Source organism: Bacillus sp. SG20033 (assembly GCF_044570195.1).
Taxonomy (GTDB): Bacteria; Bacillota; Bacilli; order Bacillales; family Bacillaceae; genus Bacillus; species Bacillus subtilis.
Genome location: NZ_CP172606.1, coordinates 1991592 through 2017623 on the forward strand (window position 1 = coordinate 1991592; position 26032 = coordinate 2017623).

Sequence of the window (26032 nt, forward strand, 5' to 3'; positions counted from 1 at the left end):
AAATTCATCTGAGAAATTAACCCAATGACCACTTAATTCGTTAATAAAACTTTTTGTCTTCATTTAATTTTTACTCCTTCTTATTAATTCAATATGTAATCGTACTGAATAGTCCGACCTTTACCAGATTCATAAATTGATAAGTTTGCTCCAGCTTTGGCACCTGTCATTAAGCTGTCACTGTATTCATCGGAACCCATTACAGAAGGGAGTTGTATAACTTGGATATTATGAGTGGCTGCTTCACCTACAGTGAGCATGTTTCCGTGGTGGAAGTGGGAGATGTACATGTAATCGTAGAATTTTCGTTTCATCTGTGAGATGTCACGAATGGCATTCTTTTTGTTTTTAATTTGGTGTCCGTGACAAGCAACAATTTCAAATTCAAGTAATTTAAAATCCACAATTCCTTCGTCGTATAAAGGAACTTCAATTCGCTCATTGTCTTTGAGTACGTCATGGATATAAGTAGCGATAATACGCTCTACATCTTCTTTAGGCATTTCCGAGCGATTTGTATTATGTAATCTTAGTTCAGTATGATTTGCAGAAGGGATATGTATGTACTTAATTTTGACGTGCTTAGAAAGCTCTAAAAGCCATTCAGCTTTGTACCTAGAGTATTTAATCACTTGGTCAATAAACCCGTACTGAAGGGCAGTTAATTGCGATACGCGCAATGCCATACCTTCAACACTGTCAGCACCATTTAACACGACCAGCTCATCTAAATTTTCTTTTTGAATGTACTCAACAGTTTCAGAAAGAATCTGATTCATACGCTGCAAATAAATCTGTTCGTTGTATTCATTGTTGTTGCTTTTAAATTGCTTCCCGAAGTGTTCATCTCCAAACCCTAGAACAGCAGCTCTTTTTCTTTCGCTCTTATTTAATGGATAGAAGGAAGGGGGAGGGAGAGTACCTACTTTCTCAATTGCTTCAGTTACATTTTCATATAGAAGCTCTGTTCGACCTTTGACACGTGTATTTTTATGTATTTCATGCTTTACAGCTTGAAGCTTTTTTCTCTCTTCCATGATTTCAACCTTTTTCAGTTCCAATTCAAGGAGAGAATTATTTGATTCAGCTGACTTTTCTTTTTGGTATTCAACTCCTTCAATGAAGTTGTTGAACCATTTTCTATAAGCTGATTCACCTTTAGATTCGCCGGTTTCCTTGTTGATTAACTCTTTGATTTCTTCCCAGTTTAGATTATAAATGTCTTTATTAGAGCAGATTCTTATTTTCCATTCTTTAAGGTTTTCATCTGAGTGACGCTTAGTTTGAACAGGATCGATCATTCAGTCACCGCCTTACTCAACGTCTTTAACAGGAAGTTCATTTTCTTCTTTTACAGTAATTGAAATATTCTTTCCATTAAACTCTGAAAGAATTTCTTTGAAGTCATATGTGTATTCAGCTTCTTTAGTTTGTTCAGTAACTTCCATTACGTCCATATCGAAAAAGCCTTTAACATTAATTTGATGTACTTTTTTGCTTGCCATTTAAATTCCTCCAATAATTTTCTATTTACGTACAATAAGCTCCTTCGGAAGCCCGATGATCCGAAGCATCGGTAACGTCCGAGAAGGGGATATAAAGGAGATGAAAGATAAGTCGGATAGGCGTTGGGGAAACGCCCGAAGGAGATTATTGATAACTTGCGTACCGGAAGGCTCGGAAGCACATTCCGGCTGATCAGTAAAACGCAAGCACAAAAAGGCCATCTAACGATTTAGATGACCTTGTTCTGATTACATTCTAACCCCGTTTCACCTACTCAGTAGCTAACGTTGGGACGCAAGCCTTCAGATCGACAGGGATTACGCGGATTACGGGTTCAGCGACTGAAACCTTTGCAGTTGACAAACTATAAGTAAGTCGAAATATCAAAAGACGCCATAATAACGTCTTCAGGAACTCCTTGTACATCATGGTACATGAGCATATAAACCGGTAATCGCTGTGTGAAAACCGGATTCTCCTTCTACACCTGGCAGATGAGCTAATTCATTTAAGAACTGTGTAAAATCTCTGAATTCACAGTGAAGCCTTGATTAGTAGCGGCAATGGAAGGAATCCCAAAGCTGGACGTATCGCGGTATCTTTAGTGTCCCCCACGCGGGATTAATCAGCTACTCTCGATCAGACAATGAAATACTAACTCTAAACCTCGACACATTATGGTGGCGAAACACCAATAATGAGAAGGAAAGACCCATTATAAGCCTTCTCAATGGCATTTTCAGTCTCTCTTGTCAGGTTACACGCCTTATTGAGAAACAAAGCGTCTCAAACGCTCGCCATTTATTTTGCACAGTTTTCTCTGACCCGTGTAAGGAGGTATGTGCATGGGAAAGGTAAGTTTCTTGAAGGAAAAGTAGCGAATAAATAGCGAATATGTTACTAAGTGAAAATGAAAAGGCAAGACCGATCCTTTTCTGTGAAATGAGAGCGGTGATCAAGCGCCCAAAACCATATCACTTATTTTACGAGGGTATGTAATTTCAAAGACTCGTTTACACGTTGACCGCATAATAAGCATCAAAGCTTACAAGGGCATTATTTAAAGGGAAGGGAGACGCATCTACCCTTCCCTAAGTGCAAGCCGAAGCAATACACCGCAATTAATATTCAGGCTACATGTCACCCATAGTAAGACTGTGATGGGATTCACCCTACATGAAAAACTTGAGTAGCAAAGGTCTTACCGACATGTTTAGCCCGATAATAGCCATTTATCTGTCTCCTGAAGATACAGACATCCGAGTTAACCTCGCACCCTCATAAATGACTATTATCCGACTAACTGCAATGACCAGCCGCAGTTTTGTGTCAGAATGATACAGAAAAGAAGGGAGTAGATATTGTTTAATCAAGAAAAGCTAGTCCACACTGGAGAGGAATCTCCACTAATATTCATTTAGATTAGTCTTTACCTTCATAAATGAACATTAGTCGAGAACTGATATCCCAAATAAAATATCAGTAATCAACTAATTATTGACGGCACCCCCATGCCATCAATAAAAAACTATAATTAATTAACCCGGAGATGAAGATAAGCGAAAAGAGGGGAGGTCGACAATTTCCTCCATAACTTCTAACTCTGCCTCTTTTAGGAGCATAAGCTCTTTGTGACAAAGCGTGCAGGTAGCCTTTCCTGCCGTCCTCATTAACTGATTATTTAGCTTTGACTGCGTCTTTAAGTGCTTTTGCCGGCTTAAATGCAGGTGCTTTTGTAGACGGAATATCAATTTCCTCTCCTGTCTGGGGATTTCTCCCTTTACGAGCTGCACGTTCACGAACTTCAAATGTTCCAACTCCAGGAACCTTAATTGATTCACCTTTTGTTAGTGTTTCAACGATGACATTAAATACTGCTTCAACTTTAGGAGTAGCTTCTTTCTTAGTAACACCTAATTTTTCTGCAACTGCTCCAACAAATTCTGTTTTGTTCATGTTTTAAATCCTCCTAGTGATTTCGTTTATTTTTGTGTTAAAGTATAATTACGGTAACGTTTGTGGTTTTTTGAAAAAATGGGAGACTTACTCGCCCTTTTATGTGGAAATTAGCTTTCTTTCTCCCTTATGGCGATTATCTCAAAAGGGGCTTTCAGCCCAGTCGTACCAAGGGTTCAAGGTGCTTTTTTGTTGATCTTTTTTTGCCGAGAAATGCTGTATCCCTTGGGGGAGTAAGGCTCAAGGCACTTTCTATTGGTCGTTATCTTTTTTTATTGTAGCGTTTATGTTTATCTAAGATCATTTTTTTTGAGCAATTGTTACAGTATTTAGATTTATTAGAAGAGGGACTGAACATTTTTCCGCAATTCCCACAAGCCTTAAAATTCCTTAAGTTAATCTTTAAATTTTCCAATATATGTTCGCCAAAGCACTCCCACAAAGTCGATTTGAATTTACTCTTCTTTTTATATAGGTACTTAACTAAAACATCTGTAATAAGTTGCTCATCGTTATGTATTTCCATTAATCTTTGTTTGATAATCTTATAGACGTATAGCTTTTCTCCTGGTTTAATTTCTTCATTATTCATGAGCCACTTTTTGTTTCGGTCAAGACGTTTGTACTCATTGATAACCGTTTCATCAAGTTTCACTTTTTTATTTCGAAGTAAGAAACGGTAATCAAATTTTCCTGCAACTGCGTTAAAGTTGATTCGTTCATTAGGAATAATTGAGTCTAACTTATTTACTGTACTTTCATTAATCGATTCTACGCTATGTTCTTCTTTATCCTTTGCATTGATGAAGAAGTGGGGCACTTTATTTTTTATGTAGTCTTTGATTTGCTCATCAACATGATCAGGGCGGGTGGGCATGAAAAGCGTCTTTGCGAACTTTGATACCCTCGGTTTCCCGATATTTATTAGGGAATAGACCATATCATCATCTGTACTAGACAGATGGTCAGCGCTTCATAATAAGGAATTTCACCTTATTATTACTCCATAAAGGATGGTCGTTGCACCTTCATTTACAAGTACTTCTCAGCATGATGTAAACGCTTGGCACAGGGTTTTCATATAATACATTCTACATTCATTTCACATTTTTATAGGTTCTTCCTTGTTTAATTCCATAAACAACATTGGGTTTTATGTTACACATTTTTGCAACATGGGGTGCTGATAACCCTTTTTTAAGAAGTTCTCTTATACAAAATACTTCTTCTGGAGTAAGAGTGCTTTTCTTCTTGCTTTTGTATTTAAGAATAAAGTCGTCCCACCCAGTAACATGAATATGATTCCATACTTTACACTGTAATATTGATTTAACGATGGGGTAGGAAACACGCATTGATTTTGATACTTCAGACATCTTTTCCCCATTAATCAATCGAACTTTTATCTCGTGTGCTTTCGTTTCATTTATTTTTGAGGATTTATTTTTTGACCCTAAATGAGACTGACGCATCTTTAATCTAGATTCTGGCGAATGCCTTTTATTCATTCTAGATTGTAAAAGCTTTTCCTTATGCTGCGGAGAGAGCTTTCTGCCAATTCTCGCCTTACTCATTTTGGCTTTAGTCTCATCACTAAGCTTTCTTCCGATGTTATTAATCCTATTCTTTTCCCCAATAATCTTTTTGGTGGAGTCAGACATCTTACAATTACTCTTGCCCTCTCCGCCGGTGGTCATGTTAAAGCCATTTAAATAGGCACCTAGTTCATTTATGTAGTGAGTTTCTAATTCGTTCATATCTGAGTTTGGATCAACTGTTTGTAAAACATGGAATTGGAAATCGTTTTCTCCATATTTATTCCAATTATTCTGCAAATGCCGATTACAGTGCGAATTGTTTTTCAGCTTCCAAGTGTGATGCCAGTAACGCTTAATAAATTTCATCTTAGTTTTCCCCACATATATTAAGCCGGTGCTTATCTGCTCAATCTTATATATCCCACTCAAATATTTATGCTCATCCTCATTTATAAACTTCACTTTGTCACCCCCTTGTTTTAAATATCATTGTTCAAAATGTAAAATGTATTAATTAGAATTCCCCTGTTAGCACACTCATTGACGATCATTTCCTATCGCTACTTTTCGCTGAATGCACACCCTAGTTTTCTAGGTTCACTGACTTTTCATCCGCATATCGCTATGCGACGCGACTATAAAATTTAATCGATAGTAAAGTTATTCTCCATGCATAACCATTTGATCACGTCCAGGTTTATATTGGCACTGTTCCATATCTTAGTGATATTGTTACTGTACTCCCCGATATTGATCCCATAAGCAAGAGTTAGTGCTTCATAGATGTTTCTGCTATTAATCTCTTGTTTCTGGGCTACTGACATTTCATAATACAAAGGAACGATGTTCTCCATATTACGCTTGGCAATATTGACGATCAGCTCATCAGAAATAATTAAGGCCTTATCCCCGTCATTGTCAAACTGCAGCAGTTTCGATATCGGATCATGAATACTGGTATAAACACCTGGGGTAATAAACCACTTTTCATATTCCTCATCTTTTTTGTTCCACCTAACTCCATGCTCTCTGTATAGGTGAGGAGAGCGGAGGATATCAATATACCCTTCATCATATAAAGAACAATGGACATCGCTTCCGGTGAGGAGTCCTTTCGGATTCTCAATTCCAAGAAACAATCTTTCACAAAAAGCGTATAGATCAGGACATAAATATGTATACCTGGCGTCACTGACAAGTAATTTCCCTGATTTGGCGTCCTTAATCATACTCTTCTTCTTATTCTTAATGATTTCTTTGGTATGGTCATCATTTAGCAGCTCAGGATATATTAGTAGAGCTTCTTGAAGGCTTGTCTTATGTTTATTTTTCTCGGTAGCCCCTAAAACTTTCATCATTGTTTCTTTATCAGTGCCTAATTGAGTAATCTCACTAACAGTTTTTGAGCTGATTTGTTTTAATTCCTCATCTGTGATATCAGTGAGTGTTTGTAGCATCTGGTAAGTCAGTTTTCCCTCAACAGATGGATCTTCTTCATTTAATTTAGCTCCTAAACATCCATACTTTTTAAATTTATAGCGATAATCATCCCAAGAATCATAGTACTTCCACATCTTAAACTGGCTTTTCGTAAAAATTATTTGGATATCATCTTTAATAATGTCCCATTCTTTACCGTAGACGTCTTTAACTATAAATGAACTGTGTTTTTCAGCAAACTTTCTAAAGTCAAATGGAACAAGTAGACCCTTAACCCAAGGTAATCTGACCATAAAGCTTTTCTGACTCAAACTAGGGAGCATCATTCCACAACCATCTGTATGTTCTATAGGAATATCCATAATCTTACGTGTGATTTCATATGTATCCCGGTCAATATAATCAACTAGGCTGGAAACATTTGTTTCTAAGTCATTTACGACAATTGCTTTATCAATATCAATTTCCCATGGACTGCTGGCGCTATTCGATAAGGCCATGTAGCTATTCCATTTGTTTATGCTGCTTCCACCTTGAGCATTGATATGCTCCACACTAAGACCACAAGTTAAAGCATTTTGATACTTATCTAAGGTGCTTTGTTTGATAAAACAAGATTTTTTTGTTCTTATTTGACCGGCACTGCTAGTGAAATAAACGTATTTCTCATTGTTATGTATGAATCCTTTATCAATAATGTCCCTTAAAATTTGAAAGTGATAAGTTTGGACAACCATGATCTCTTCAGAGAGAGAGTTTTCTTTGATTCCCAGCGTTCGAGTTAAGACTGAATCAAATAATGAAATCACATTATTATCTTTCAGAGAATCTGTTCTAAGTGTTCTTATTTGATTATGATCGTTAAAGGCGTTATAAAGCTTTTCTTTTAAGGAAATAATCCTTTGCGTTATGTACTTCTTATGTTTTTTATCAACATGTTCAAGTTTTCTGAGATGATCTCTGTACCTATATGATTTTAAAATCTTGTTATGTAATTTGTTTTCTTGATCATTATAAAAAGCAGAAGTGTCAATACTGTAAATATGTACTTGTTTATTTAGGCCGTCTTTTTTTCCTTTCAATAAATTCTCCCCTTATTACTTTTATGCATATTTTTTGATTTAATAATCGCTTTTTAGATACTTATGTACAAGATTTTTGTATGTATAGCTCTTTTTATCGATTGTTCCAAATAGTTTATAGTCCTCATAAAGAGTGTTTTCTTCTTGTGAAGCAGTTCCTTCAATAATAGCAGTCTCTAAAAATCCAATTAAATTACTAAACATGTACGTTACTTTCTCTGAATCCTTTTGCATTATCTCACCTCCTCACTTATGGATTTATTATATACATATTATTTGTATTTGTCTATTGTTTTTTCGCTAGTGTGTTAATAGCTCCAGGTTATAGAGGTGAATTCTGAAGCATTTAGAGAAGGGGGGGGGATTATCGTAATCTAAAAACATGCTTATCGTAAAAAATATTAAAGAGTTTAAAAAGCCAGTAAACATAAGGGGATTTGCTGTATCGAATGGTGATTAGGGGATAAACGATCGTAAAACATAAGTGAGAGTAGGGGAAAGTGGTTGCTTTATCTAAATATCGAAGAAATCGAGTAAATTTGAAGAGGGGAAAATGTTGATATTTAAGGCTTTTACGATAGCGATTACGATGTGAAAAAGGGTGATTTTGAGGTGGAATTAGGAAAAATGAAAATTTGGATAGGGTGTGGAAATGGAAGTGCTATGGGTACTTCTGTTCCCTTTACTTTACCATTAGATGTAAATATACCCCATATATTGGTATTGTAATGCGTGTATAAGGAACATTATACGTGCATTTAATGACTTGGGGAGGTCTGCACTAGTGCTAACATAATTCCAGGCCAAACACAAGAATTAATTTTAAAAAAATAAATTGGTTATCAATTTAAAAATGAATAACCATTCATTAAAAATAATCGTATTTATAACGAATCCGAGGGAATCGAAGACATATTTAACCTAACCTCATCACTATACATAACCATATCTTATCTAATCATATATCCTACACTAACCACTCATCACACTTACTAACCTCATCCGTTCCCACATCATATATACACAACACTCATCATCATCCAACCTAATCACACTTACATGCTCTCAGAATCAATATAATACCTCTCTAAGCATCCTTAATCAATTCCCAATCCAATTACATTCTTGTTCATTCAAACAGCAAACAAAGCATCTCAACCACCATCCATCAACACATAAATAACTTACCACAAATATAAAAAATATGTATATAAAAATCATGAATTATGTTATAATAGAGTCATAGGAAAGGAGGTGTACATAGTGCTTGAGAAAGTGGGTATCATAGTTGCTTTTCTCATATCTTTAACGGTTCTTACAATCAACAGTCTAACAATAGTTGAGAAGGTAAGAAACCTAAAGAATGGGACAAGCAAAAAGAAAAAGCGTATACGCAAGCGGCTCCGACCAAAGAGACAACGCCAACATATACGCCGATGAGAGCTAAGCTAAAGGGGAATGAACTTCTCCTTTAGTTCCTACCCATATTATAACATGATCAAGCACATTGCAAACATGAAACGATTCTCATTATGGTTTACTCATATCACTTTCATTGGCTTATTCTTAATGTTTCAACTCATTAAGGATTACTTCAGCAGCGAAGCACAAACACTAATCAATGCAATCTTTGTAGTCACATGTATCATTGCCATACTGTTATGGATCATCTATTTTGTATTCCTTAAACTAAGAAACAAGTCTCACTAATCTTATAGTCCTCATGGTATAATTAAATCATTGAGGTGAGATGATTGGAGAAAAAATTCCTGGATGCTATTCGGCAGCTGACAAAGGAATTGGAAATGCTCAAGAAAGATATTGACTCCATCAAAGAAGCAACAGTCAGAATTGATAAAGACCTTTTAGAGTACAGAGAAGAGATAAGCAAAGTTAAACAAGATGATTCTTGCTAATCAATCAGCGAACAGATAAGGATAATTAAATATGCGTTATAAATAAGGGAGCGGTAAGGCAATTATCGTTCCTTATTTTTGAATACAAAATTAAAATATAAGGAGGATATATGGAGAAGGTTAAAGTAATTGATTCTATTATGGGATCTGGTAAAACAACTTACATTATTAAGATGATGAATGAGGCACCAAAGAATGAGCATTTTATCTTTATCACACCATATCTTGATGAGGTAACAAGAATAAAGAGGTCATGTACGAATAGAAAGTTTTACGAACCAAAAATACATAGTGAGGAAGGGGAAACGCTCTATAAACTGGATTCATTACATAAACATTTAGCAGATAACAATGACATTGTAACAACTCATGCTTTATTCAGTATGGCTAATGAAACAACTAAAGAATTGATTTACTCAGGCAATTATACTCTTATCCTGGATGAAACTATGGAAGTGGTTAAGAAATTAAATATATCCAAGGATGATCTGGATATGCTGTTCCAAAATGAATGGATTAAGAACAATAATGGCACAATCATTTGGAATGATGAACAAGAAAGAAATCTTAATAGGGAATATAAAGGAGAGTTCCAAACACTTAAACATTTGGCCAAGAGTAAAAACTTAATTTTGCATAATGAGTCTGTATTGTTTTGGCAGTTTCCTGCAGACATCTTTGCCCAATTTAAACAGGTCTATAATCTTACATATTTGTTTGATGCTCAGATTCAGAAATATTATTATGACATTAACGGAATAGAATATGAACTTTATGCAGTAGTCAAAGACAATGACAGTTATAAATTAATGCAGCACAGTAGGCAATTTGATAAAGCAAAGAAGGATGTTCTAAGACATAAAATTAAAATATATGAAGGTGAATTGAATAAAATTGGTGATGATTATTATGCGTTATCAAAAAACTGGTTTGAAAAACGTTCAGTGTTACATAAACGGCTTAAGAATAATATTCTGAATTACTACCAGAATATACTTAAATCAAAGTCTAAGGATAATCTTTGGACAACTTTTAAATCACATAAAAGTAAACTAAGTGGGAAAGGTTATACGAAAGGCTTTTTAGCCTGTAACATCAAAGCAACGAACGAATACAGTCACAAAAGATCTTTGGTTTATTCAATAAACAGATTCGTTAATCCTGCAATTGATGATTATTTTAGATCCAAGGGAATAATCATTAACGAGGACAATTTTGCTTTATCTGAGATGATTCAATGGATTTGGAGATCAGCTATAAGAAATGGACAGGATATTAATATATATGTCCCATCATCACGAATGAGAAAGCTGTTAATGGATTGGTTAGAGAACCAGAGATAAGAATAGCGTATGAAAAAAAAAGCAATAAATCGTTTTTGAAACCCTTGGTACATAAGGGTTTTATAGGGGTCTCTCGTAGAAGAAAAGAAGTAAATAAATTAAATAATAAAATAAGAGAATGGGGGTGCTGCTAATTGTTCAAAACGGTTCGTTCCTCACCTGAACAATTTTTGCTCACACCACCCCCAAACCCCCTCATGAGCAATTAATATTAACGCTATATCAAATACAAAAAATATGTATTTAATTATTGATTATTATAGATTATCAAGTTATAATATAAATAACAAATACAAATAATATGTATAAAACAAATTGAAGAATGGAGAGGTTGAAAATGAAAGAAGTTAGCCACAACGAATGGATGAATACAGTTAAGAAGTTGAATGAAGAGCAACCAAGCGTTATTGATCTGGTTAATCAGCAAATTGAATCATATGAGAATGACAAAGAGGGCAGGGATGAATAAAATAGTCTGTCATCCAAAGCAATCTAACAGATCATGATTGGGTTCATCCAAAGGCGAAATATCACGCCTTTATTGATAACAAGTCTATTTGTGGAAAGTATGATCAAATTACAGACTGCTTCGAAACAGGCATAGAAGAATCTAAGCTGATGGCAAATAAGGATTGGGCTTGCAAAGTGTGTTTGAAGAAATTAGGACTTTCTTAAATTAAAAAGAATGGAGGGATGTTGGATTAATGATGTGGGAAGGAAGAACGAGAAGAAAAAAAGGAGAATGGGAAATTGGAACACTTGAAGAAATAGATGTATTTGCAGTTATTACATATGATGGTGGAGTGTACAGTTTTCACGTCTACGACCTAGATAAAAATGGAGAACTTGGAGAAGACAAAAACAATCTTCATGAATGGGTTAAGTCATTAGGTTGGGCTAAGAGAAAGTGTTGGGAATTAGTCGCTAATCCTATTAGAGATTTCGAATGGGTTCAAGTTGATTGAATCTAAATAAAACAACAATTTTATGAAGAAGCTAAGGATAATTAAAGAGTACATTATAAATAAAAAAACGTAGTGGAGCTTTTCGAACCTCGCCCATGGAATCTAAATAAAATGAAGTACCATTTGTATAAAAATGTATATATTTAAACGTGGAAAAGGTATACTTATATACAATAAATAATATAAAAATAGGAGATTATTATGTCTAGGACCCCAATTGATTATGAATTTACTAAAGGTGTGTTAAAATTGATGCCTTTAGACTCGAAAAATACAAGTAAAAGAAGTCAGTGGATTTCTGAATACGCAAATAATAAAACCGAATGGAATGACGTATTCATAAAAGATATTAAATTTATTGAATTATCCGGTGATGGCGCTAATGGTATTGTTCTTAAAAGCATCCAAGAATCTTTAAATAGGAAATGTGCAATTAAGTTTTGGATGCCAAATAAAAAAGCAAAGAACTATAACATAGTTTTTGAACAGTATAAAGAGGAAGTAACTAAGTTAGCTAACTTAAATGATCCATCCATTACAAAGGTGTATGTAGCTGACCAGACTACGGGAGGCTATTCCTATTCAATAATGGAATGGATTGAGGGAGAGACTCTACATAATTGGTTAAAGAATAACAAAAATATATTTTTTAATTTTAGACACGTCTTATTTAAACAGATTATTGAGTCTATAGAAAAATGTCATCAAATTCGTTTATTTCATGGTGATTTACATACGAAAAACATTCTTATTACTGACGATGATACAGGCAATAATGAATATGATTTAGGGGTTAAGATACTTGATTTTGGCACTAGCTTGTTAACAAAAGAAAATAAACCAGACTATTCCAAACATAGAGAATCAGTTTTGTTGTTAGAAACAACATTAAAGGTTATACATGAAGAGAAGCATTTTAACATACTTGAATTTAGGTATTATGGTTTGAATGGAGAAATAAGTAATAAAGATGATGTTAGGAATTATGATCCTTTAATAGTCAGCAAAACATTAAGGAATTTAAACGAAATATTATACGTAATTGCAAATGATGCCTGGACAATCAATGGTCTTGAAGATATAGGAAGATGTTTTGTTGCAGCTCCGTACATGAACCTAGATGTAATAATTAATATTATACAAGAAAACGCAGGTAAACAGTCTGTCCGCACATTTATTGAAATATTATATGATCAATTTTACGAACAATTTTACAGTAGGTTTAATTCGAATCAAATTAATGTAAACTCTTTTTTTCTAATTGAATTATATTATAATCTATTAGAAAAAATAACTAATCCTAATATGATGAATGAGTTTGAACCATCGTTGGAAATTTTCAATGCTGGAATAAATGAACTTGATTATCAAATAATATTGTCAAACATGCATATTGATATAAGTACCTGGTTTGATTTAGCATATACCATTCTTACTTATTCAGAACTAATACATTTTTCGTCTGAATTGCAAAGCGTTTTATTCGATCAATTGTTGAATAAATATGAAAAAAACAATAAAAATGTGATTGACCTGATGTGTGATTTGATTAAATTAAGAGATATATTTGATATTAGCCAAAACAAGTGGGCAGAAAAGTTTTTTACGCTGCTTGAAGATCAAGATTAATGAAGGGTCAAGAGAATCTTTGGCCCTTTTATTATTAAGTTAATGATCTTTTTAAGTAATCAAAAATCTAAGGGGTGGACACACTTGATTAAATCAAATTTAAAGACCATATTAGACGAAAGAAAGATCAGTATTCGACAGCTATCCAGAGATATCAATCATGAGTATCCGACTGTCAGGAAGCTTTACAGAGATGAAATGGAGCGGTATCCAAGAGAACTGTTGGATAAAGTTTGTACATACCTAAACATTGAGATGCATGAGTTATTGATTTTCCAAAAAAATCATAACCATATCGATCACTCAGGATGAAAATGGTATACTAAAGTTATAAGGTTAGGAAAGAATTACAAGTTTTCTAGGTCTGCATAAAATCGTACTTTAAATGAGAGAGAGATGGAATTTAGTGATTGGAATTGTGAAGTTTCATAATAGAGAATACGGTTATGGATTTATTAAGGTTGATGGGCATCCTGATCATTACTTCAAGAGCATGGATTGTCCTGAGATTAATAAAGGGGATATAGTAGAATTTAACTCAAAAAAAACAAATAAAGGATTACAAGCTTTGACGATAAAGAAGCTTAATTTGACTAAACCTTTGTCTAAACCAAAAATGATAATAATAAATAATGAGAGAATACCTATAAAGACAATTAGATCTTATGAATTAGATTCTGGCGTTATTTCCTATATTAGTAAAACTGTAAAAGAAAATAAAAATGGCTTAATAAGAGAAGCACTTGCTCTTGCATCTATAGCAACACTGAAAATGAATTTGATCCCGTTGAATAGCAATGAAGTTGAACGGGGAAGCTATCAGTTTAAGTATTTAAATATTCATTTTAAAAATGGAACCTCAATGAAGTTGTATTCTGATGAAAAAGTGGATTTTCATATAAATACTCATATAAAACAAGGTTATGAACCAGATGAGACATTCTCAAAAGTTGAACGTATGATATTTTGTGATACGAATATTGATAAGTTAATCCAAACTTTAGACAGAGTATTTAATGCTATATAATTTTCAAATAAAATCATTCTTTCATGGAAATGGGGTACTCAATTGTCTAAGGAATACAAACCCATCCCAGGGTATGAGGGATTATATGTGATAGCAATGGACGGATCGGTTAGAAGCTTGGATCGATTCAGGGTAGACGGTAGGCGTCTTAAAGGTAAAGATAAAACGCTACATGAAAAACCTAATGGTTATTCTTCTGTAAAGTTGACAAAGGACGGAAAGACTATAAGCCACAATATTAAGTATCTAATTTATTTTATTTAGATTAGGGATATCACTCAAAATTAATTTAATAGAAAGGTAGTATGATAATCAAATGACAATGGTGATAGCTTTAAAATTAAATAACAATATAATCATGACTGCAGATAAAAGAATAACTAATTCCAATTATTTGGGGCAATTAATTGGAATAGCATCAGACGACTATAAGAAAATAAAGATCATAAGCAATAGATATATTATTTCTTTTGCGGGGCGAGTTGAAATAGCAAGAAAGGCATTTGAATTTATTGATAAGAAAATTAATACAATAAACAATTACATGGATCAAAATTTGTTTTTTAAGAAAGCATTTAACTATGGAAAGAAATATTATGAAGAAAATTTCCCAGGAGAGCCACTGTCAGTTTTTTATCTTGGATATTTTGATCATAGCGAACCAAAGTTAATCGGCTTTTCATCTGATGATAATTACAGCGGAACAGAAGTTGGAGCTATTATTAAAATGAACACTATAAACTCAGATAAAGAGGAATGGTTTATAAATGAAACAACTGATTTTATAAATGATGAAATATCCCAACGCCCATTTTATTATCAATTCCCAAGAAACGTTGCAGAACTTTTTTCTAAAGCAATAAAAAGAGTTGATAATGAAATGATTGGAAAAACAACTTATTCTGTTGTTTTATCTTCTAAGGGTATCGATGAATATAATCATTAATTTTGTCAATCAGTAGTAGAAACTACGATTTTTTAAAAAAAGAACCCCCTACTCAGAGGTTCTGTAATCACTTTATTTGAATAGAATCAATTATTTCGTTATTCACAGTAATAATTATCGTTAGACCTAACTCATTAAGAGTTGTTTCATATACAGTATTGCTTAACTGTACGATGCTGCTCTCTTCAAACCTAAACTTCATTTCACTACTTAATTGATGCTCAAAATTCAATATAACACTTTTAAGTTTATTAAAAGAATTAATACCATTTTTATTTCTTTTAAGTGAAAGAAATTCATGGAATGCCACTATAAAACTTTGATATATAGGACTCAAAGTTCTATCATCGAAATAAGAATTAGGTTCAAAAAGATAGTCTATGGCATTAAAATCATTGTATATTTCATTCATAGTATAATGCAAATTCAAAAGGTTGATTTGCTTATGGTCATACCGGTGATTTAAATCACCTTGACGATCGTAAACAAATCTAAAAGCATCGTTATTCTCATCAATTTCATGGAAATCTAGAATAACCTTTTTTTGTATTGAGCTAATCAGAAAACCAAGATTAAATGAATCTAAAATATCAATTAGAGTATTTAATAAAAACTTTAAGTCGTGAGTTTTTGTGTTAGTGATAGGGAGACGAAAAAAACTTTGAAATCTAAGTATATTCTCTTTTAACACTAATTCTAAGTACTGTCTGTAGTTATAAATAATCGGATAAACCAATGAATCAGATAAATGTTTAGCAGGCAGAATAGCCAGATGTGCAATACTAAAGAAGCCTTCTTTGTATGCATAGTGATATGATTGTCCTTCCCAACCGATTACAGCATTATAATCTACATGGCAGTAATTTGGACAGAACGTTTTAAAATTAGTATTGTCTTTTTTTATAACTTTATTAAACTTTTCATCAATATATGAAAAAGGCAGGTTTTCAGGACTTTTTAGATCATTAAAAGCATTTTTTATATTTTTAATTTCGTCAACAGTAAACATAACGGCCTCCTATTTTTTCAGTTATTGCTAATGATTTGCAGTTTTTTTGATTATTTAGTATATTACCGCTTTGTGTTTATTTTGTATAGTTATTTAAAACCAATTTTATTAAACATTTAGCATCTATATTCCCGATGAATTGTTTGTAGCAGTAATCCATGTCCAATAATTCCCCTCATCGTGAATAAATCTTACAGAAGTTAGCTTATTCAATGTGCACGCCTTTATCTGAATCTGAATTATATAGAGATGCTGTATGCAAAGCTGAAAATGATATTGATGTAATTGTGAGTTATTCGATTCCTGTTAGGTAGCTCACAAAACAAAAAGAGCATTAATCTAAATGCTCTTTTTCATACCGCAACGCCGGCATTCACGTAAGAATATTCCACTCTTCACAGAGCTTTTGAACAAAGTGTAATCGCAATTGTCGCAGCGACCGTATTTTACATCAGGATACTCTTTGTAATCATAAACGATTGAAGTATCATACCCATTTGTTTCGAATTTCTCTTCCATTAGATCACCTACATAATTTATTCAACATACTCAAGAATAGCAAATTTCGTTCGATATAGGGAGGGAACAAATGATTGGATTAGCTTATGTTTTAATTATTGGGCTTGGAGTTGGTTTATTGACTGGCATGAAGTTTATTTTTGTTGATCAGGTCTATGATGAAGAGTTAAAGAACTTATGGATAAAGAAACAGCAGCGAGCATGGAAAGGAATTTGGCCAGCCTGTTTTTCAAAAATAAGCTTAAAGTAATTGCTTTTTTTTACGTTAATTGGTTTGCTGCCATTAGCAATGAGGGTTACAAAATTATTTAAAAGAGGTTGATTTATGCCTTTGATTGATTATTTTTATGTACTGCAGTTTGAAAACAAGGAATACTTTAGATCATTTAATTTAGATGAGGACGATTATTTAACATCTAGCGACCTCCACGGCGCTTCTAAATTGCAAACAATGTATGAAGTCATTGAGGTAGCAAGTGAGCTCAAATCAAAGTGTAATGTGCAATGTGAGGTAAGGGAAATTCAAGTCGTAAAGCGTTAGGGGTGTTCAGTGTATTGGATAGAGTGGATTGAGGATGGGGAAAAGAAAAGCATAGTAGCAGAAGGTTGGATTGAATGGGTTGCTTTTTTTGAAGACTTGTAACAGAAACGGTTTGAGTATGTTGAATGGAAACACATTTAGGGAACTATTGCTTTATTGTAAATAATCTAATTAAGGAGAATCTATGAAATTTAATTTGATCCGTTGGTTGGAACTAGAAAAAGTTTATCATTAACTCAGAGTTGTATAAGAAAATGATAGATGAATGAGTTCGATAAGCAAGCCGTATTAAATTCGAAGAATTAGGAAGAGCCATTTCTGGGGATTTAAAGTATGCGAGGGACGATTTCAAATTATTTGAAAAATGATCAACATATAAGTTTTCACGATAAGATAAACATATATTACAAAGAAAAAATCCTCGCAGGGTTTTGTTATGGAAAACCTATTGGTTCTGAAGTAAACAGACATGCCATTTTACACGGGTATGGCCCAGGGTTCGGGAAAGAGATTGTTTCATTAAAAGTCATTTTATTACTTGATTATATAATTGAAGCTGTAGATGGCCTGGTTATTAACAGGGTTCAGTGCTGTTATAAAATATTACCGACATTAGAAGGAGATAAAACTAAATGAATGAATTCCATATGACGGTTGGAACTACTCCAGATAGTCTTAATGTTGAAAAAGATATTAGTTTTATAAAGGTAGGATTACTATATGGAGACAAAGTTAAATTAGAAAGCATTGGTGCGTCAGTGATGCTTGATGTATTAAATATGTATTTAATACAAGATGATAAAACAAAGGCTAAGCTATTACAAACATTTATGGGAGCTATGGGACAAGAGGAATTGAGTCAAGCGATGTTTATTTTATACAAAAAAGGAAATTTAACACGAAATGAAATCATTTTGAAAATGAAACTAAAAAGGATTATAAATGAGTCATGGGCTGAGCTAAGGGAAAGTTTATTAGAAATTCTGAGTAAAAGTGGAATAGAAGGATTGGAAGATGCATACGATACAGGATTATTAGAAATCGGTAGACACCCTTTAGGTGACGCTAACTCTTTTTCTGAGCAGTTTATTATCGACTTTGTTGATAAGTTAAATACATCGGTATTATCAGGCAAGACATATCCTATCTTTGACAAAAGAGTAGCAGATATCATTAGGTTAAGGAATGATGGAAATTGTATTGAAAATACAACTATAGAACAGGTAAACAAAAGAATGAGACACGGAACTTTAACTTTTGATTTTCTAAATAGACTACCAAGCTTTGATTTAGCAAAAATTAATGAAATAATGGATATTAGAAAAGAATTGTTTGTACCGTTAATTAAATTTAGGTCGCTAATGCTAACTTTCTCCAGCGAGATTAACTCAGACGTTTGGCAAGATGCTTTCTTGATAGAGGTTGAAGATAAATTCAGACAAGAAATAGAACCAGTACTACAAGAAATTGAAGAGCTATGTGAAACAAATAAGTATTTGAAAGAGCTTAGAGGACAGGTTCTTCAGAATTGGGAAATGCCTGCTTCTACACTAGGCTTAACAATTGCCACAGTATCCGATTTCCTTAATGTATCACAAGCTTGTATAGTTGGTGGCGCTAAGCTTGTGTATGATAGCGCAAAGGCTTACGGTCTTTATAAAGAGAAATTAAACGAAATTGAAAATCACCAATTATATTTTTATTATAAAGCGGGTAAATTAACAAGTTCTTTAAGATAAAAATTTCATTAGGAAGGGATTTTATTGGAGGAATTTTCGCATTTTAAGTTAAAAATTGATGCTAAACCAACTATGTTTCATGGAAAGACTGTCAGAAAAAATTTAACTCAATCATTGTGGTTAAAGAAGATAAGGCCCCAGATTCTTAAAGAGAATAACTATACATGTGTTATATGCAAACACCATCCAAATGAAGCAAATTATAAAGAATTACATGTACATGAAATAGAAGAATACGACTTTGATAATAGGGTTGTAAAGTTAATTGGCTTGGATTTAATTTGCGCAAACTGTCATGCGTTCCAGCATTTTAAAAGGTCACAATTAGTTTTATCAGCAGAGCAGTTGGATAGACTGATAATCCATTTTACAAAAGTGAACGATTGTTCGATAGAGGAATATAAGCGGTACAAAAAGAAACTTCAAAGGTCAGTTTTTGGACAAAACATAGACAGAATAATGTTCCAACAGAAAAGTACCAGAGCAAAAATTGATTATATTAGATTTGCTATTTTGGGAGATATCCCATTCAAAGACTTAGTGATTGAAAGACTAAAGCAAAAGGATGTCTACTACGAGTACAGTTGAAAAACCTGGGACAGGGGCACCTTACAAGCTGAAGCCCTTGTCTAGTTAAAATAGGAATTTTAAAGAGAATACAAATACAAAAAATATGTATAAATTAATTGACTCGTAGTGTGATCTATAGTATTATTAAGTTAACCAATAAAGACAACAAAAAGAAATGAGGGGAAATAATGGAGTTAATAAGGATAGCTATGAAGAAAGACTTGGAAAATGACAACTCTTTAATGAATAAATGGGCAACAGTAGCTGGCCTTAAAAACCCCAATCCTCTTTATGACTTCTTAAACCATGATGGGAAAACTTTTAATGAATTTTCTTCAATAGTCAACATTGTTAAAAGTCAGTATCCAGACCGTGAATATGAATTAATGAAAGATTACTGTTTAAACCTAGATGTTAAGACAAAGGCAGCAAGAAGTGCATTGGAGTATGCTGATGCAAATATGTTTTTTGAAATAGAAGATGTTTTAATAGATTCAATGATTTCTTGCAGTAATATGAAAAGTAAAGAATATGGAAAAGTGTATAAAATACATAGAGAACTGTCTAACTGTGATATTACTGAATTTGAGGCAGTGAAAAGACTCGGTAAATTAAATATTAAAACACCTGAAATGAATTCTTTCTCAAGACTCTTGCTGCTTTATCATTATTTAAGCACTGGTAACTTTTCTCCGATGGCCCAACTTATAAAACAAATTGACCTAAGTGAGATTTCTGAGAACATGTACATTAGAAACACATATCAAACAAGAGTTCATGTTCTAATGTCGAATATAAAGCTAAATGAAAATTCATTAGAGGAGTGCAGAGAGTACTCTAAAAAGGCATTGGAAAGTACAAATATCCTCAGATTTCAGGTTTTCAGCTACTTAACTATTGGCAACTCTCTATTATTTTCGAATTATGAATTGGCTCAAGAAAACTTTTTAAAAGGGCTAGGCGTTTCTGTTCAAAATGAAAATTACAACATGATTTTCCAGCAGGCTTTGTGCTTCTTAAATAATGTATGGCGCAAAGAAAATAAGTGGATTAATTTTGAATCTGAGTCAATTATGGATTTGCAGGAGCAAGCCCATTGTTTTATCAACTTTAATGAAAATTCCAAAGCAAAAAAAGTTTTGGATAAACTAGATCTTTTACGTCATAACGATAATGAGCTTGCAATGCATCATTATTTGAAAGGGAGACTCGAACAAAATAAAGCATGTTTCTATTCTTCAATCGAGTATTTTAAAAAGTCTAATGACAAATTCCTTATTAGGCTGCCGTTGTTAGAACTGCAAAAGATGGGTGAAAATCAAAAACTTTTAGAATTACTTTTACTTTAAAGGAGGTGAGACAATGAAAAAACTTATTATGGCTTTAGTTATCTTGGGCGCACTAGGCACTTCTTACATAAGTGCAGATTCTTCAATCCAACAAGCTTCAGGTGATTATGAGGTTGCTGGAATGCCACGTGGAGCATAAAATCCATTGACACATAAAGTTATTAGTATTATCATTTACTTAATTAAATTAAGCAGAGAAAAGGAAGACGTTTGGCTCTTTTAATGAGCTAAGCGTCTTTTGTAGTTTTAAGGCCATCACTTAAATATTAAGTTTTTATAACATCTAGTGATCAACTCCAAGTACATACACCCTAATTAAATGAATTGCATTACAAAGCAGCACATTCGCAAAAAAAAATTGCGTAGAATGTGCTATTTGTCGTTAAAAAAATCTTTACTTCCCTTTTGTAATGCATTACAATTGCTATAGATGCAAAAGATAAAAAATATGTATATAGGAGGTTGGTGGTATGTCCGCAATTAGTTACTTAAAAAACAGTATGACAATACATAAAACCATTTACCAAAAGAAAGTTGAAAGCTTAGTTAAAAATGATTTGTTTTTTCATGAAAAAAGCATTGAAAAGTCAAAAATAATGAAGAATGAAAATGTTCGAAAACAACTAACTAAAGGATACATGAAATTGCTAAGTGAATACAAGGAGGATTAATAATGCATGTTGTAGAACTTAGGTCTACAAATCATAAAGATATTGATGCCGATTTTGTTTTAAATGCGAAACAAACTTACATAGAGAGTGTACTAAACATAAGAAATATGATTGTTAATGCAAAAACTGAAGATGATCTACATGGTGCAAAAATAGAGATAGCAGCATTATTAAAAGATCTAAATAGAGTATTATTAGGTGGAGATGGATTAAAAAGAAGCATTGAAAATAATCCACATTTTAGATCCCTAATACATTTTGTTAAGAATTTAAAACGACACATTGCAATTGAATTTGAAGAGTTTATTTATCAACCATAACATATACGCACTGCAGTCTATAGTATACATAAAAATAGGAGGTTGACATGTCAGAGCGAATAAAACAGCTAATGGTCAAACGTGGCATCACAATAGAGGAATTGTCGAGGGAGACAATGATTGATATGCAGACATTAAACAAAATCATTGAAATGCCAGATGAATCAGATGTTACAACCATAAAGCTTATCGCTCTGGTGTTGAATGTCTCTATTGATGAGTTATTAGATGAGAAAGGAGGAGAAGAGAATGCAAAATAAAATTAAACAATTAAAAAATTATGCGGTTTACGATGATATCGAGGGCTTTTTAATCAATAAAGATATAAGAAGTAGCTCAGGGAATTCTAACTATATGATGCCTTCATCAACTAGAAGGGTGTCGAACACCAGAAAGAATTATGAAGGGGATATTAAGCAGTTCTTTAGTGTGATTAAAGGTAAAGATGTCAAAAGTTTAGTTCCCGATGATTTAGTTGTAAGTAAAAGCGAATTAAGCAACTATGTGAAGTATCTTCAGGAAAAGGGATTAGTTAATAATAGTATTAACAGAAAAATGACCTCCCTGAAGATGCTCTATACATATTTGGAGCATGATTATAAGGACTATATTGACTTGTCGGTGTTTAATACTGTCGAAAGGCTTAAAACAGTAACTAAAAACTGGGATAAAACAACCCAGACAGAAGCCGAAAGAATCGCTCAGGATATGTATATAAATGAAAGACAGAAACCTTTAATGAAAAAGCTGTTTGTTAAATTCGCCATCAGAACTTCTTTTCGTGTAAGTGCGATTTTGCGCGTAAGATGGAAAGACATACAGCTTGATGAGAGTACAGGCCATTATATAGTAACAGTTATTGATAAAGGATCTCAGGTTGTGTCTACAGGCATTAACCAGGTATTTTATGAGGAATTGTTGCAGCTGAAGGAAGAGGATGACAGCGAAACTGAATTGGTTTTTCAGGGGCTTTCGGAACAATCATTACGACACTCCTTGAAAAGATCGAAAAAAAGGTTAGGTATACCTCCTGAAAGAGAGTTAGTCTTACACTCATTTAAGGGTGTTGGAATTGACTATGTCTATGAGAATTCTGGTCACGATTTACTAGCAGCAAAAGAACAAGGAAATCATAAAAACACATTAACAACAGAGAGATATATGAGCAGAAAGATTAACATAGCGAACTCTGCTGGTGTAACAATGGATGAAAAAATCGATTTAAATCCACTATATGAAGCAACCCAAGAGGATTTTATTAGTTTTTTTGAAAACGCTGATCTTGTTACATTAAAAAAGTTTATAAAGCATGTAAATGAGCGATAATCATTTTTTCGGTATATTACTCAGTTCAAATGATAATTCTTCTTGATTAACCAGATTGCCTTTGGTAACTTTAAATTTAGCAACATGACATGAGGTGAAAGGCTATATGACAGTGATCTTTGATCAGTCTGCAAATGAGAAACTGCTTTCAGAAATGAAAGATGCTATCTCGAAAAATAAACACATAAGATCTTTTATTAACGATATTCAATTAGAGATGGCTAAAAATAAAATTACTCCAGGGACAACACAAAAATTAATTTACGATATAGAAAATCCAGAAGTCGAAATTTCTAAAGAATATATGTACTTTTTAGCCAAGTCACTATACTCAGTTCTTGAAAGTGAAAGGTTTAATCCACGAAATTACTTCACAGAAACGGATATGAGAGAAATTGAAACATTATGGGAAGGATCTGTGGAGGAAGATTTAAAATTTCCGTATACATTCAAACAAGTTGTAAAGTATTCGGATGATAATTATTTCTTCCCAATCACTGCTAAAGAGTTGTTTATGCTATTTGAAAATAAGTTATTGCACTATAATCCTAATGCTCAAAGAACGAACAAAACGAAAAAACTAGAGGGCTCAGATATTGAGATACCTGTACCGCAGCTCAATAAACAATCGGTTGAAGAAATAAAGGAACTGTTCTTAGATGGGAAATTAATTAAATCAGTTTTTACGTTTAATGCACGTGTTGGAAGCGCAAGTTGTGGCGAAGAATTAAAATATGATGACGACACTATGTCTCTTACAGTGACTGAAGACACCATTTTAGACGTTTTAGACGGGTATCACCGGCTAATAGGCATTACTATGGCTATAAGACAACATCCTGAGTTAGATCATTTGTTTGAAGAAACCTTTAAAGTGGACATCTATAACTACACTCAAAAAAGGGCGAGAGAGCATTTTGGGCAACAAAACACAATAAACCCAGTTAAAAAATCTAAAGTGGCTGAGATGAGTCAAAATGTTTATTCAAATAAAATTGTTAAGTTTATTCAGGATAATAGCATAATTGGTGATTATATAAAGACAAATGGAGACTGGATAAATCAGAATCAAAACTTACTTATAACTTTTTCTGACTTCAAAAAGGCAATTGAAAGAAGCTATTCTAAAAAAGATTTTTCTAATCAAGCAGACATCTTAAAAACTGCAAGATACCTTACATCTTTCTTTGATGCTTTAGCTACACAATATGTAGATGAGTTCTTAGGTGATATAGCAAAAGAACGGAAGAGAAGTTTTGTAAACAACTATTTGTTCTTTAATGGTTATGTGGGATTAGCTAAGAAATTGCAATTAGATGGGGTAAGCCTGGACGAGTTGGAAAGTAAGATTACTGATGTTTTAGGCTCTATAGATTTTAGTAAGAAAAATAAGTTGTGGGATGAATTAGGTGTAGTAGACAAGAATGGAAATGCTAAATCACCACAAAAGATATGGAATTTCTTCAATAATTTAAAAATAGACGAGTAATTACTTAGGAGTTGTTTGTTGCAATGTTCAATAGTGAGATTAAGGAAAAATATTTAGATACCTTATCTGAGGGTATGGTTATGCAGATGAGGCCTATTTTTGCAAAAGCAGAGATTACTGAGACTTTATATAATAAAGACATTTATGATTTCACATCAATGCAAATTTTAGAACTTATACGATCATTCGATCAAACCACTATCGGTAGTGTTCGAAGAACCTTAGCATTATTGTCATTGTATATTGATTGGGCAATTTCATATAAGTTAAGTAAAGGATTAACCAATTTAGCAAGAACTATTTCTGAAGAAGAGCTTTATGAATGTCTCGGGGACAAAAAATTATATATTACTTATAGTGAATTAGAGGAAATGGAAAATCAATTAGTTAATTATCAATCTAAGGCTGTGTTAAGACTACTTTTTGAAGGAGTTTCTGGTTTAGCTCATTCTGAATTGCTAAGTTTAACGAAGAAGCAAGTTGAGGATGCAATGCTTAACGGTAACGTTTTAACCCTCTATGATTCAAAGCACGGTGAACGAAAACTAAAAGTTAGTAGTGAATGTCTTGTTATTGCCTTAAATGCAGCTCAGGAAACTAAATATAAATTAAAGAATGGGAAGGCAAAAGGCCAAACAAAAGAAGTCTTTTTAGTTGAAAATGATTATGTAGTTAAAACAAAAAGAACGTCCAACAAAGGAGACGGCCAAGCAAGTAAATTTGTCATAACTAATCTAATTACTGATATATCTGAGTTCTTTAAAATTAACTTTTTAACACCAAATACTATTGTTAGATCTGGTCATTTGTATAGAGCATATCAACTTTATAAAGAGAAAGGGGTTATTGATAACTCCGTAAGATATCAGATTATAGATGACTTTAATTTAAGGGTAAAATCCAAATATCGAGCAGTTTATTCAATGCAAGATTATATTAATGAGGAAGAGGTTAATAAATATTACGCAGAAGAATTAGGTTTAAAAGAGACTACGATTTAAATATGAAATCCATTTGACTGTTTTAGTTAAATGGATTTTTCTTTTATCTCAAAAAATTGTGAAAAAATTCGCATTTCGACAAAAATAGACAAAATAATCACTTTAAATACATGTTTAAATGTAGTAAGATGGTCATGTAAACCATATGGT

At 33.0% G+C, this 26032-nt stretch carries 30 protein-coding genes and 5 pseudogenes; 25 read left to right on the forward strand and 10 right to left on the reverse strand.

Annotated elements, in window-relative coordinates; genetic code table 11:
• Positions 1-83: 83 nt before the first annotated feature.
• The 8 genes and pseudogenes from ACFVP7_RS10215 to ACFVP7_RS10250 all read right to left on the reverse strand — a co-directional run bounded on the left by ACFVP7_RS10215 (position 84) and on the right by ACFVP7_RS10250 (position 7756).
• Positions 84-1301: a hypothetical protein gene (locus ACFVP7_RS10215; RefSeq protein WP_017696868.1), complete on the reverse strand. Its 1218-nt coding sequence runs from the start codon at positions 1299-1301 to the stop codon at positions 84-86.
• A gap of 12 nt (positions 1302-1313) precedes the next feature.
• Entirely contained in the window at positions 1314-1505 is a 192-nt protein-coding gene (locus tag ACFVP7_RS10220; RefSeq protein ID WP_396583200.1) for a YonK family protein, read from the reverse strand.
• Between the two features lie 956 nt (positions 1506-2461).
• Positions 2462-2622 (reverse strand): annotated as a pseudogene (locus ACFVP7_RS10225) (hypothetical protein).
• Between the two features lie 561 nt (positions 2623-3183).
• The gene (locus ACFVP7_RS10230; protein WP_396583201.1) at positions 3184-3462 is read right to left on the reverse strand and encodes an HU family DNA-binding protein; all 279 of its coding nucleotides are present in this window, start codon (positions 3460-3462) and stop codon (positions 3184-3186) included.
• Between the two features lie 262 nt (positions 3463-3724).
• Positions 3725-4357, reverse strand: a pseudogene (locus ACFVP7_RS10235) (hypothetical protein); the annotation flags it as partial.
• A 202-nt stretch (positions 4358-4559) separates the two neighbouring features.
• Positions 4560-5462 carry a GIY-YIG nuclease family protein gene (locus tag ACFVP7_RS10240; protein ID WP_003230984.1) on the reverse strand — a complete coding sequence of 301 codons (903 nt, stop codon included), beginning with the start codon at positions 5460-5462 and terminating at the stop codon, positions 4560-4562.
• A gap of 185 nt (positions 5463-5647) precedes the next feature.
• Positions 5648-7522, reverse strand: a pseudogene (yonO, locus tag ACFVP7_RS10245) (DNA-directed RNA polymerase YonO); the annotation flags it as partial.
• 39 nt (positions 7523-7561) lie between these two features.
• Positions 7562-7756, reverse strand: a complete 195-nt coding sequence (locus tag ACFVP7_RS10250) for a hypothetical protein (protein ID WP_004399291.1) — start codon at positions 7754-7756, stop codon at positions 7562-7564.
• A gap of 1029 nt (positions 7757-8785) precedes the next feature.
• Between ACFVP7_RS10250 and yonT the strand changes: the two genes are divergently transcribed.
• From yonT to ACFVP7_RS10305, 11 genes are all read left to right on the forward strand, one after another.
• Entirely contained in the window at positions 8786-8962 is a 177-nt protein-coding gene (gene yonT, locus ACFVP7_RS10255; RefSeq protein ID WP_069322704.1) for a type I TA system toxin YonT, read from the forward strand.
• An 18-nt stretch (positions 8963-8980) separates the two neighbouring features.
• A complete protein-coding gene (locus ACFVP7_RS10260; RefSeq protein WP_235701170.1) occupies positions 8981-9232 on the forward strand; it encodes a hypothetical protein in 252 nt (83 codons plus the stop codon).
• Positions 9233-9276: 44 nt separating this feature from the next.
• Positions 9277-9438, forward strand: coding sequence for a hypothetical protein (locus tag ACFVP7_RS10265; protein ID WP_308154424.1), 162 nt, complete (start codon positions 9277-9279; stop codon positions 9436-9438).
• Positions 9439-9548: 110 nt separating this feature from the next.
• Complete coding sequence (locus tag ACFVP7_RS10270) at positions 9549-10781, forward strand: hypothetical protein (protein ID WP_323193028.1); 1233 nt, start codon at positions 9549-9551, stop codon at positions 10779-10781.
• Between the two features lie 337 nt (positions 10782-11118).
• On the forward strand, positions 11119-11250 hold the full coding sequence (locus ACFVP7_RS10275; RefSeq protein ID WP_268400779.1) for a hypothetical protein: 132 nt from the start codon (positions 11119-11121) through the stop codon (positions 11248-11250).
• A 235-nt stretch (positions 11251-11485) separates the two neighbouring features.
• Positions 11486-11746, forward strand: coding sequence for a hypothetical protein (locus ACFVP7_RS10280; RefSeq protein ID WP_323193026.1), 261 nt, complete (start codon positions 11486-11488; stop codon positions 11744-11746).
• Between the two features lie 201 nt (positions 11747-11947).
• A complete protein-coding gene (locus ACFVP7_RS10285) occupies positions 11948-13375 on the forward strand; it encodes a protein kinase (protein WP_161986123.1) in 1428 nt (475 codons plus the stop codon).
• 84 nt (positions 13376-13459) lie between these two features.
• Positions 13460-13687: a helix-turn-helix transcriptional regulator gene (locus ACFVP7_RS10290; RefSeq protein ID WP_161986122.1), complete on the forward strand. Its 228-nt coding sequence runs from the start codon at positions 13460-13462 to the stop codon at positions 13685-13687.
• A 94-nt stretch (positions 13688-13781) separates the two neighbouring features.
• A complete protein-coding gene (locus tag ACFVP7_RS10295; RefSeq protein WP_396583202.1) occupies positions 13782-14402 on the forward strand; it encodes a cold-shock protein in 621 nt (206 codons plus the stop codon).
• 42 nt (positions 14403-14444) lie between these two features.
• A complete protein-coding gene (locus ACFVP7_RS10300) occupies positions 14445-14666 on the forward strand; it encodes an NUMOD4 domain-containing protein (RefSeq protein ID WP_396583203.1) in 222 nt (73 codons plus the stop codon).
• 52 nt (positions 14667-14718) lie between these two features.
• Positions 14719-15348 carry a hypothetical protein gene (locus tag ACFVP7_RS10305; RefSeq protein WP_396583204.1) on the forward strand — a complete coding sequence of 210 codons (630 nt, stop codon included), beginning with the start codon at positions 14719-14721 and terminating at the stop codon, positions 15346-15348.
• A gap of 67 nt (positions 15349-15415) precedes the next feature.
• On the opposite strand, the gene ACFVP7_RS10310 is transcribed toward ACFVP7_RS10305, so the two are convergent.
• Positions 15416-16357 carry a hypothetical protein gene (locus tag ACFVP7_RS10310; RefSeq protein WP_396583205.1) on the reverse strand — a complete coding sequence of 314 codons (942 nt, stop codon included), beginning with the start codon at positions 16355-16357 and terminating at the stop codon, positions 15416-15418.
• 339 nt (positions 16358-16696) lie between these two features.
• Complete coding sequence (locus tag ACFVP7_RS10315; RefSeq protein ID WP_019712287.1) at positions 16697-16876, reverse strand: hypothetical protein; 180 nt, start codon at positions 16874-16876, stop codon at positions 16697-16699.
• 70 nt (positions 16877-16946) lie between these two features.
• Here ACFVP7_RS10315 and ACFVP7_RS10320 point away from each other — a divergent pair.
• The 14 genes and pseudogenes from ACFVP7_RS10320 to ACFVP7_RS10385 all read left to right on the forward strand — a co-directional run bounded on the left by ACFVP7_RS10320 (position 16947) and on the right by ACFVP7_RS10385 (position 25882).
• Positions 16947-17198, forward strand: a pseudogene (locus ACFVP7_RS10320) (hypothetical protein).
• Positions 17199-17201: 3 nt separating this feature from the next.
• Entirely contained in the window at positions 17202-17417 is a 216-nt protein-coding gene (locus ACFVP7_RS10325) for a hypothetical protein (protein ID WP_396583206.1), read from the forward strand.
• A gap of 9 nt (positions 17418-17426) precedes the next feature.
• Positions 17427-17516 (forward strand): annotated as a pseudogene (locus ACFVP7_RS10330) (hypothetical protein); the annotation flags it as partial.
• Positions 17517-17750: 234 nt separating this feature from the next.
• Positions 17751-18053, forward strand: coding sequence for a hypothetical protein (locus tag ACFVP7_RS10335; RefSeq protein ID WP_396583207.1), 303 nt, complete (start codon positions 17751-17753; stop codon positions 18051-18053).
• Positions 18050-19156 (forward strand): hypothetical protein, encoded by a 1107-nt coding sequence (locus ACFVP7_RS10340; protein ID WP_396583208.1) that lies wholly within the window; start codon positions 18050-18052, stop codon positions 19154-19156. The genes ACFVP7_RS10335 and ACFVP7_RS10340 overlap by 4 nt, the downstream gene beginning before the upstream one ends.
• A gap of 24 nt (positions 19157-19180) precedes the next feature.
• Complete coding sequence (locus ACFVP7_RS10345; protein WP_396583209.1) at positions 19181-19744, forward strand: hypothetical protein; 564 nt, start codon at positions 19181-19183, stop codon at positions 19742-19744.
• Positions 19745-19914: 170 nt separating this feature from the next.
• Positions 19915-21075: an AimR family lysis-lysogeny pheromone receptor gene (locus ACFVP7_RS10350; protein WP_308154431.1), complete on the forward strand. Its 1161-nt coding sequence runs from the start codon at positions 19915-19917 to the stop codon at positions 21073-21075.
• A 13-nt stretch (positions 21076-21088) separates the two neighbouring features.
• Positions 21089-21214 (forward strand): lysogeny pheromone peptide AimP, encoded by a 126-nt coding sequence (gene aimP, locus ACFVP7_RS10355; protein ID WP_009967508.1) that lies wholly within the window; start codon positions 21089-21091, stop codon positions 21212-21214.
• A 331-nt stretch (positions 21215-21545) separates the two neighbouring features.
• Positions 21546-21746, forward strand: a complete 201-nt coding sequence (locus ACFVP7_RS10360; RefSeq protein WP_032677204.1) for a hypothetical protein — start codon at positions 21546-21548, stop codon at positions 21744-21746.
• 2 nt (positions 21747-21748) lie between these two features.
• A complete protein-coding gene (locus tag ACFVP7_RS10365) occupies positions 21749-22066 on the forward strand; it encodes a hypothetical protein (RefSeq protein WP_109962735.1) in 318 nt (105 codons plus the stop codon).
• Positions 22067-22113: 47 nt separating this feature from the next.
• Positions 22114-22326 carry a helix-turn-helix transcriptional regulator gene (locus ACFVP7_RS10370; RefSeq protein ID WP_109962734.1) on the forward strand — a complete coding sequence of 71 codons (213 nt, stop codon included), beginning with the start codon at positions 22114-22116 and terminating at the stop codon, positions 22324-22326.
• The gene (locus ACFVP7_RS10375) at positions 22316-23392 is read left to right on the forward strand and encodes a site-specific integrase (RefSeq protein ID WP_004399272.1); all 1077 of its coding nucleotides are present in this window, start codon (positions 22316-22318) and stop codon (positions 23390-23392) included. Before ACFVP7_RS10370 ends, ACFVP7_RS10375 begins: the two co-directional genes overlap by 11 nt.
• 106 nt (positions 23393-23498) lie before the next feature.
• Positions 23499-24881 carry a DNA sulfur modification protein DndB gene (locus tag ACFVP7_RS10380; RefSeq protein ID WP_308154432.1) on the forward strand — a complete coding sequence of 461 codons (1383 nt, stop codon included), beginning with the start codon at positions 23499-23501 and terminating at the stop codon, positions 24879-24881.
• Positions 24882-24904: 23 nt separating this feature from the next.
• The gene (locus tag ACFVP7_RS10385; RefSeq protein ID WP_003231032.1) at positions 24905-25882 is read left to right on the forward strand and encodes a hypothetical protein; all 978 of its coding nucleotides are present in this window, start codon (positions 24905-24907) and stop codon (positions 25880-25882) included.
• The last annotated feature ends 150 nt before the right edge of the window (positions 25883-26032 follow it).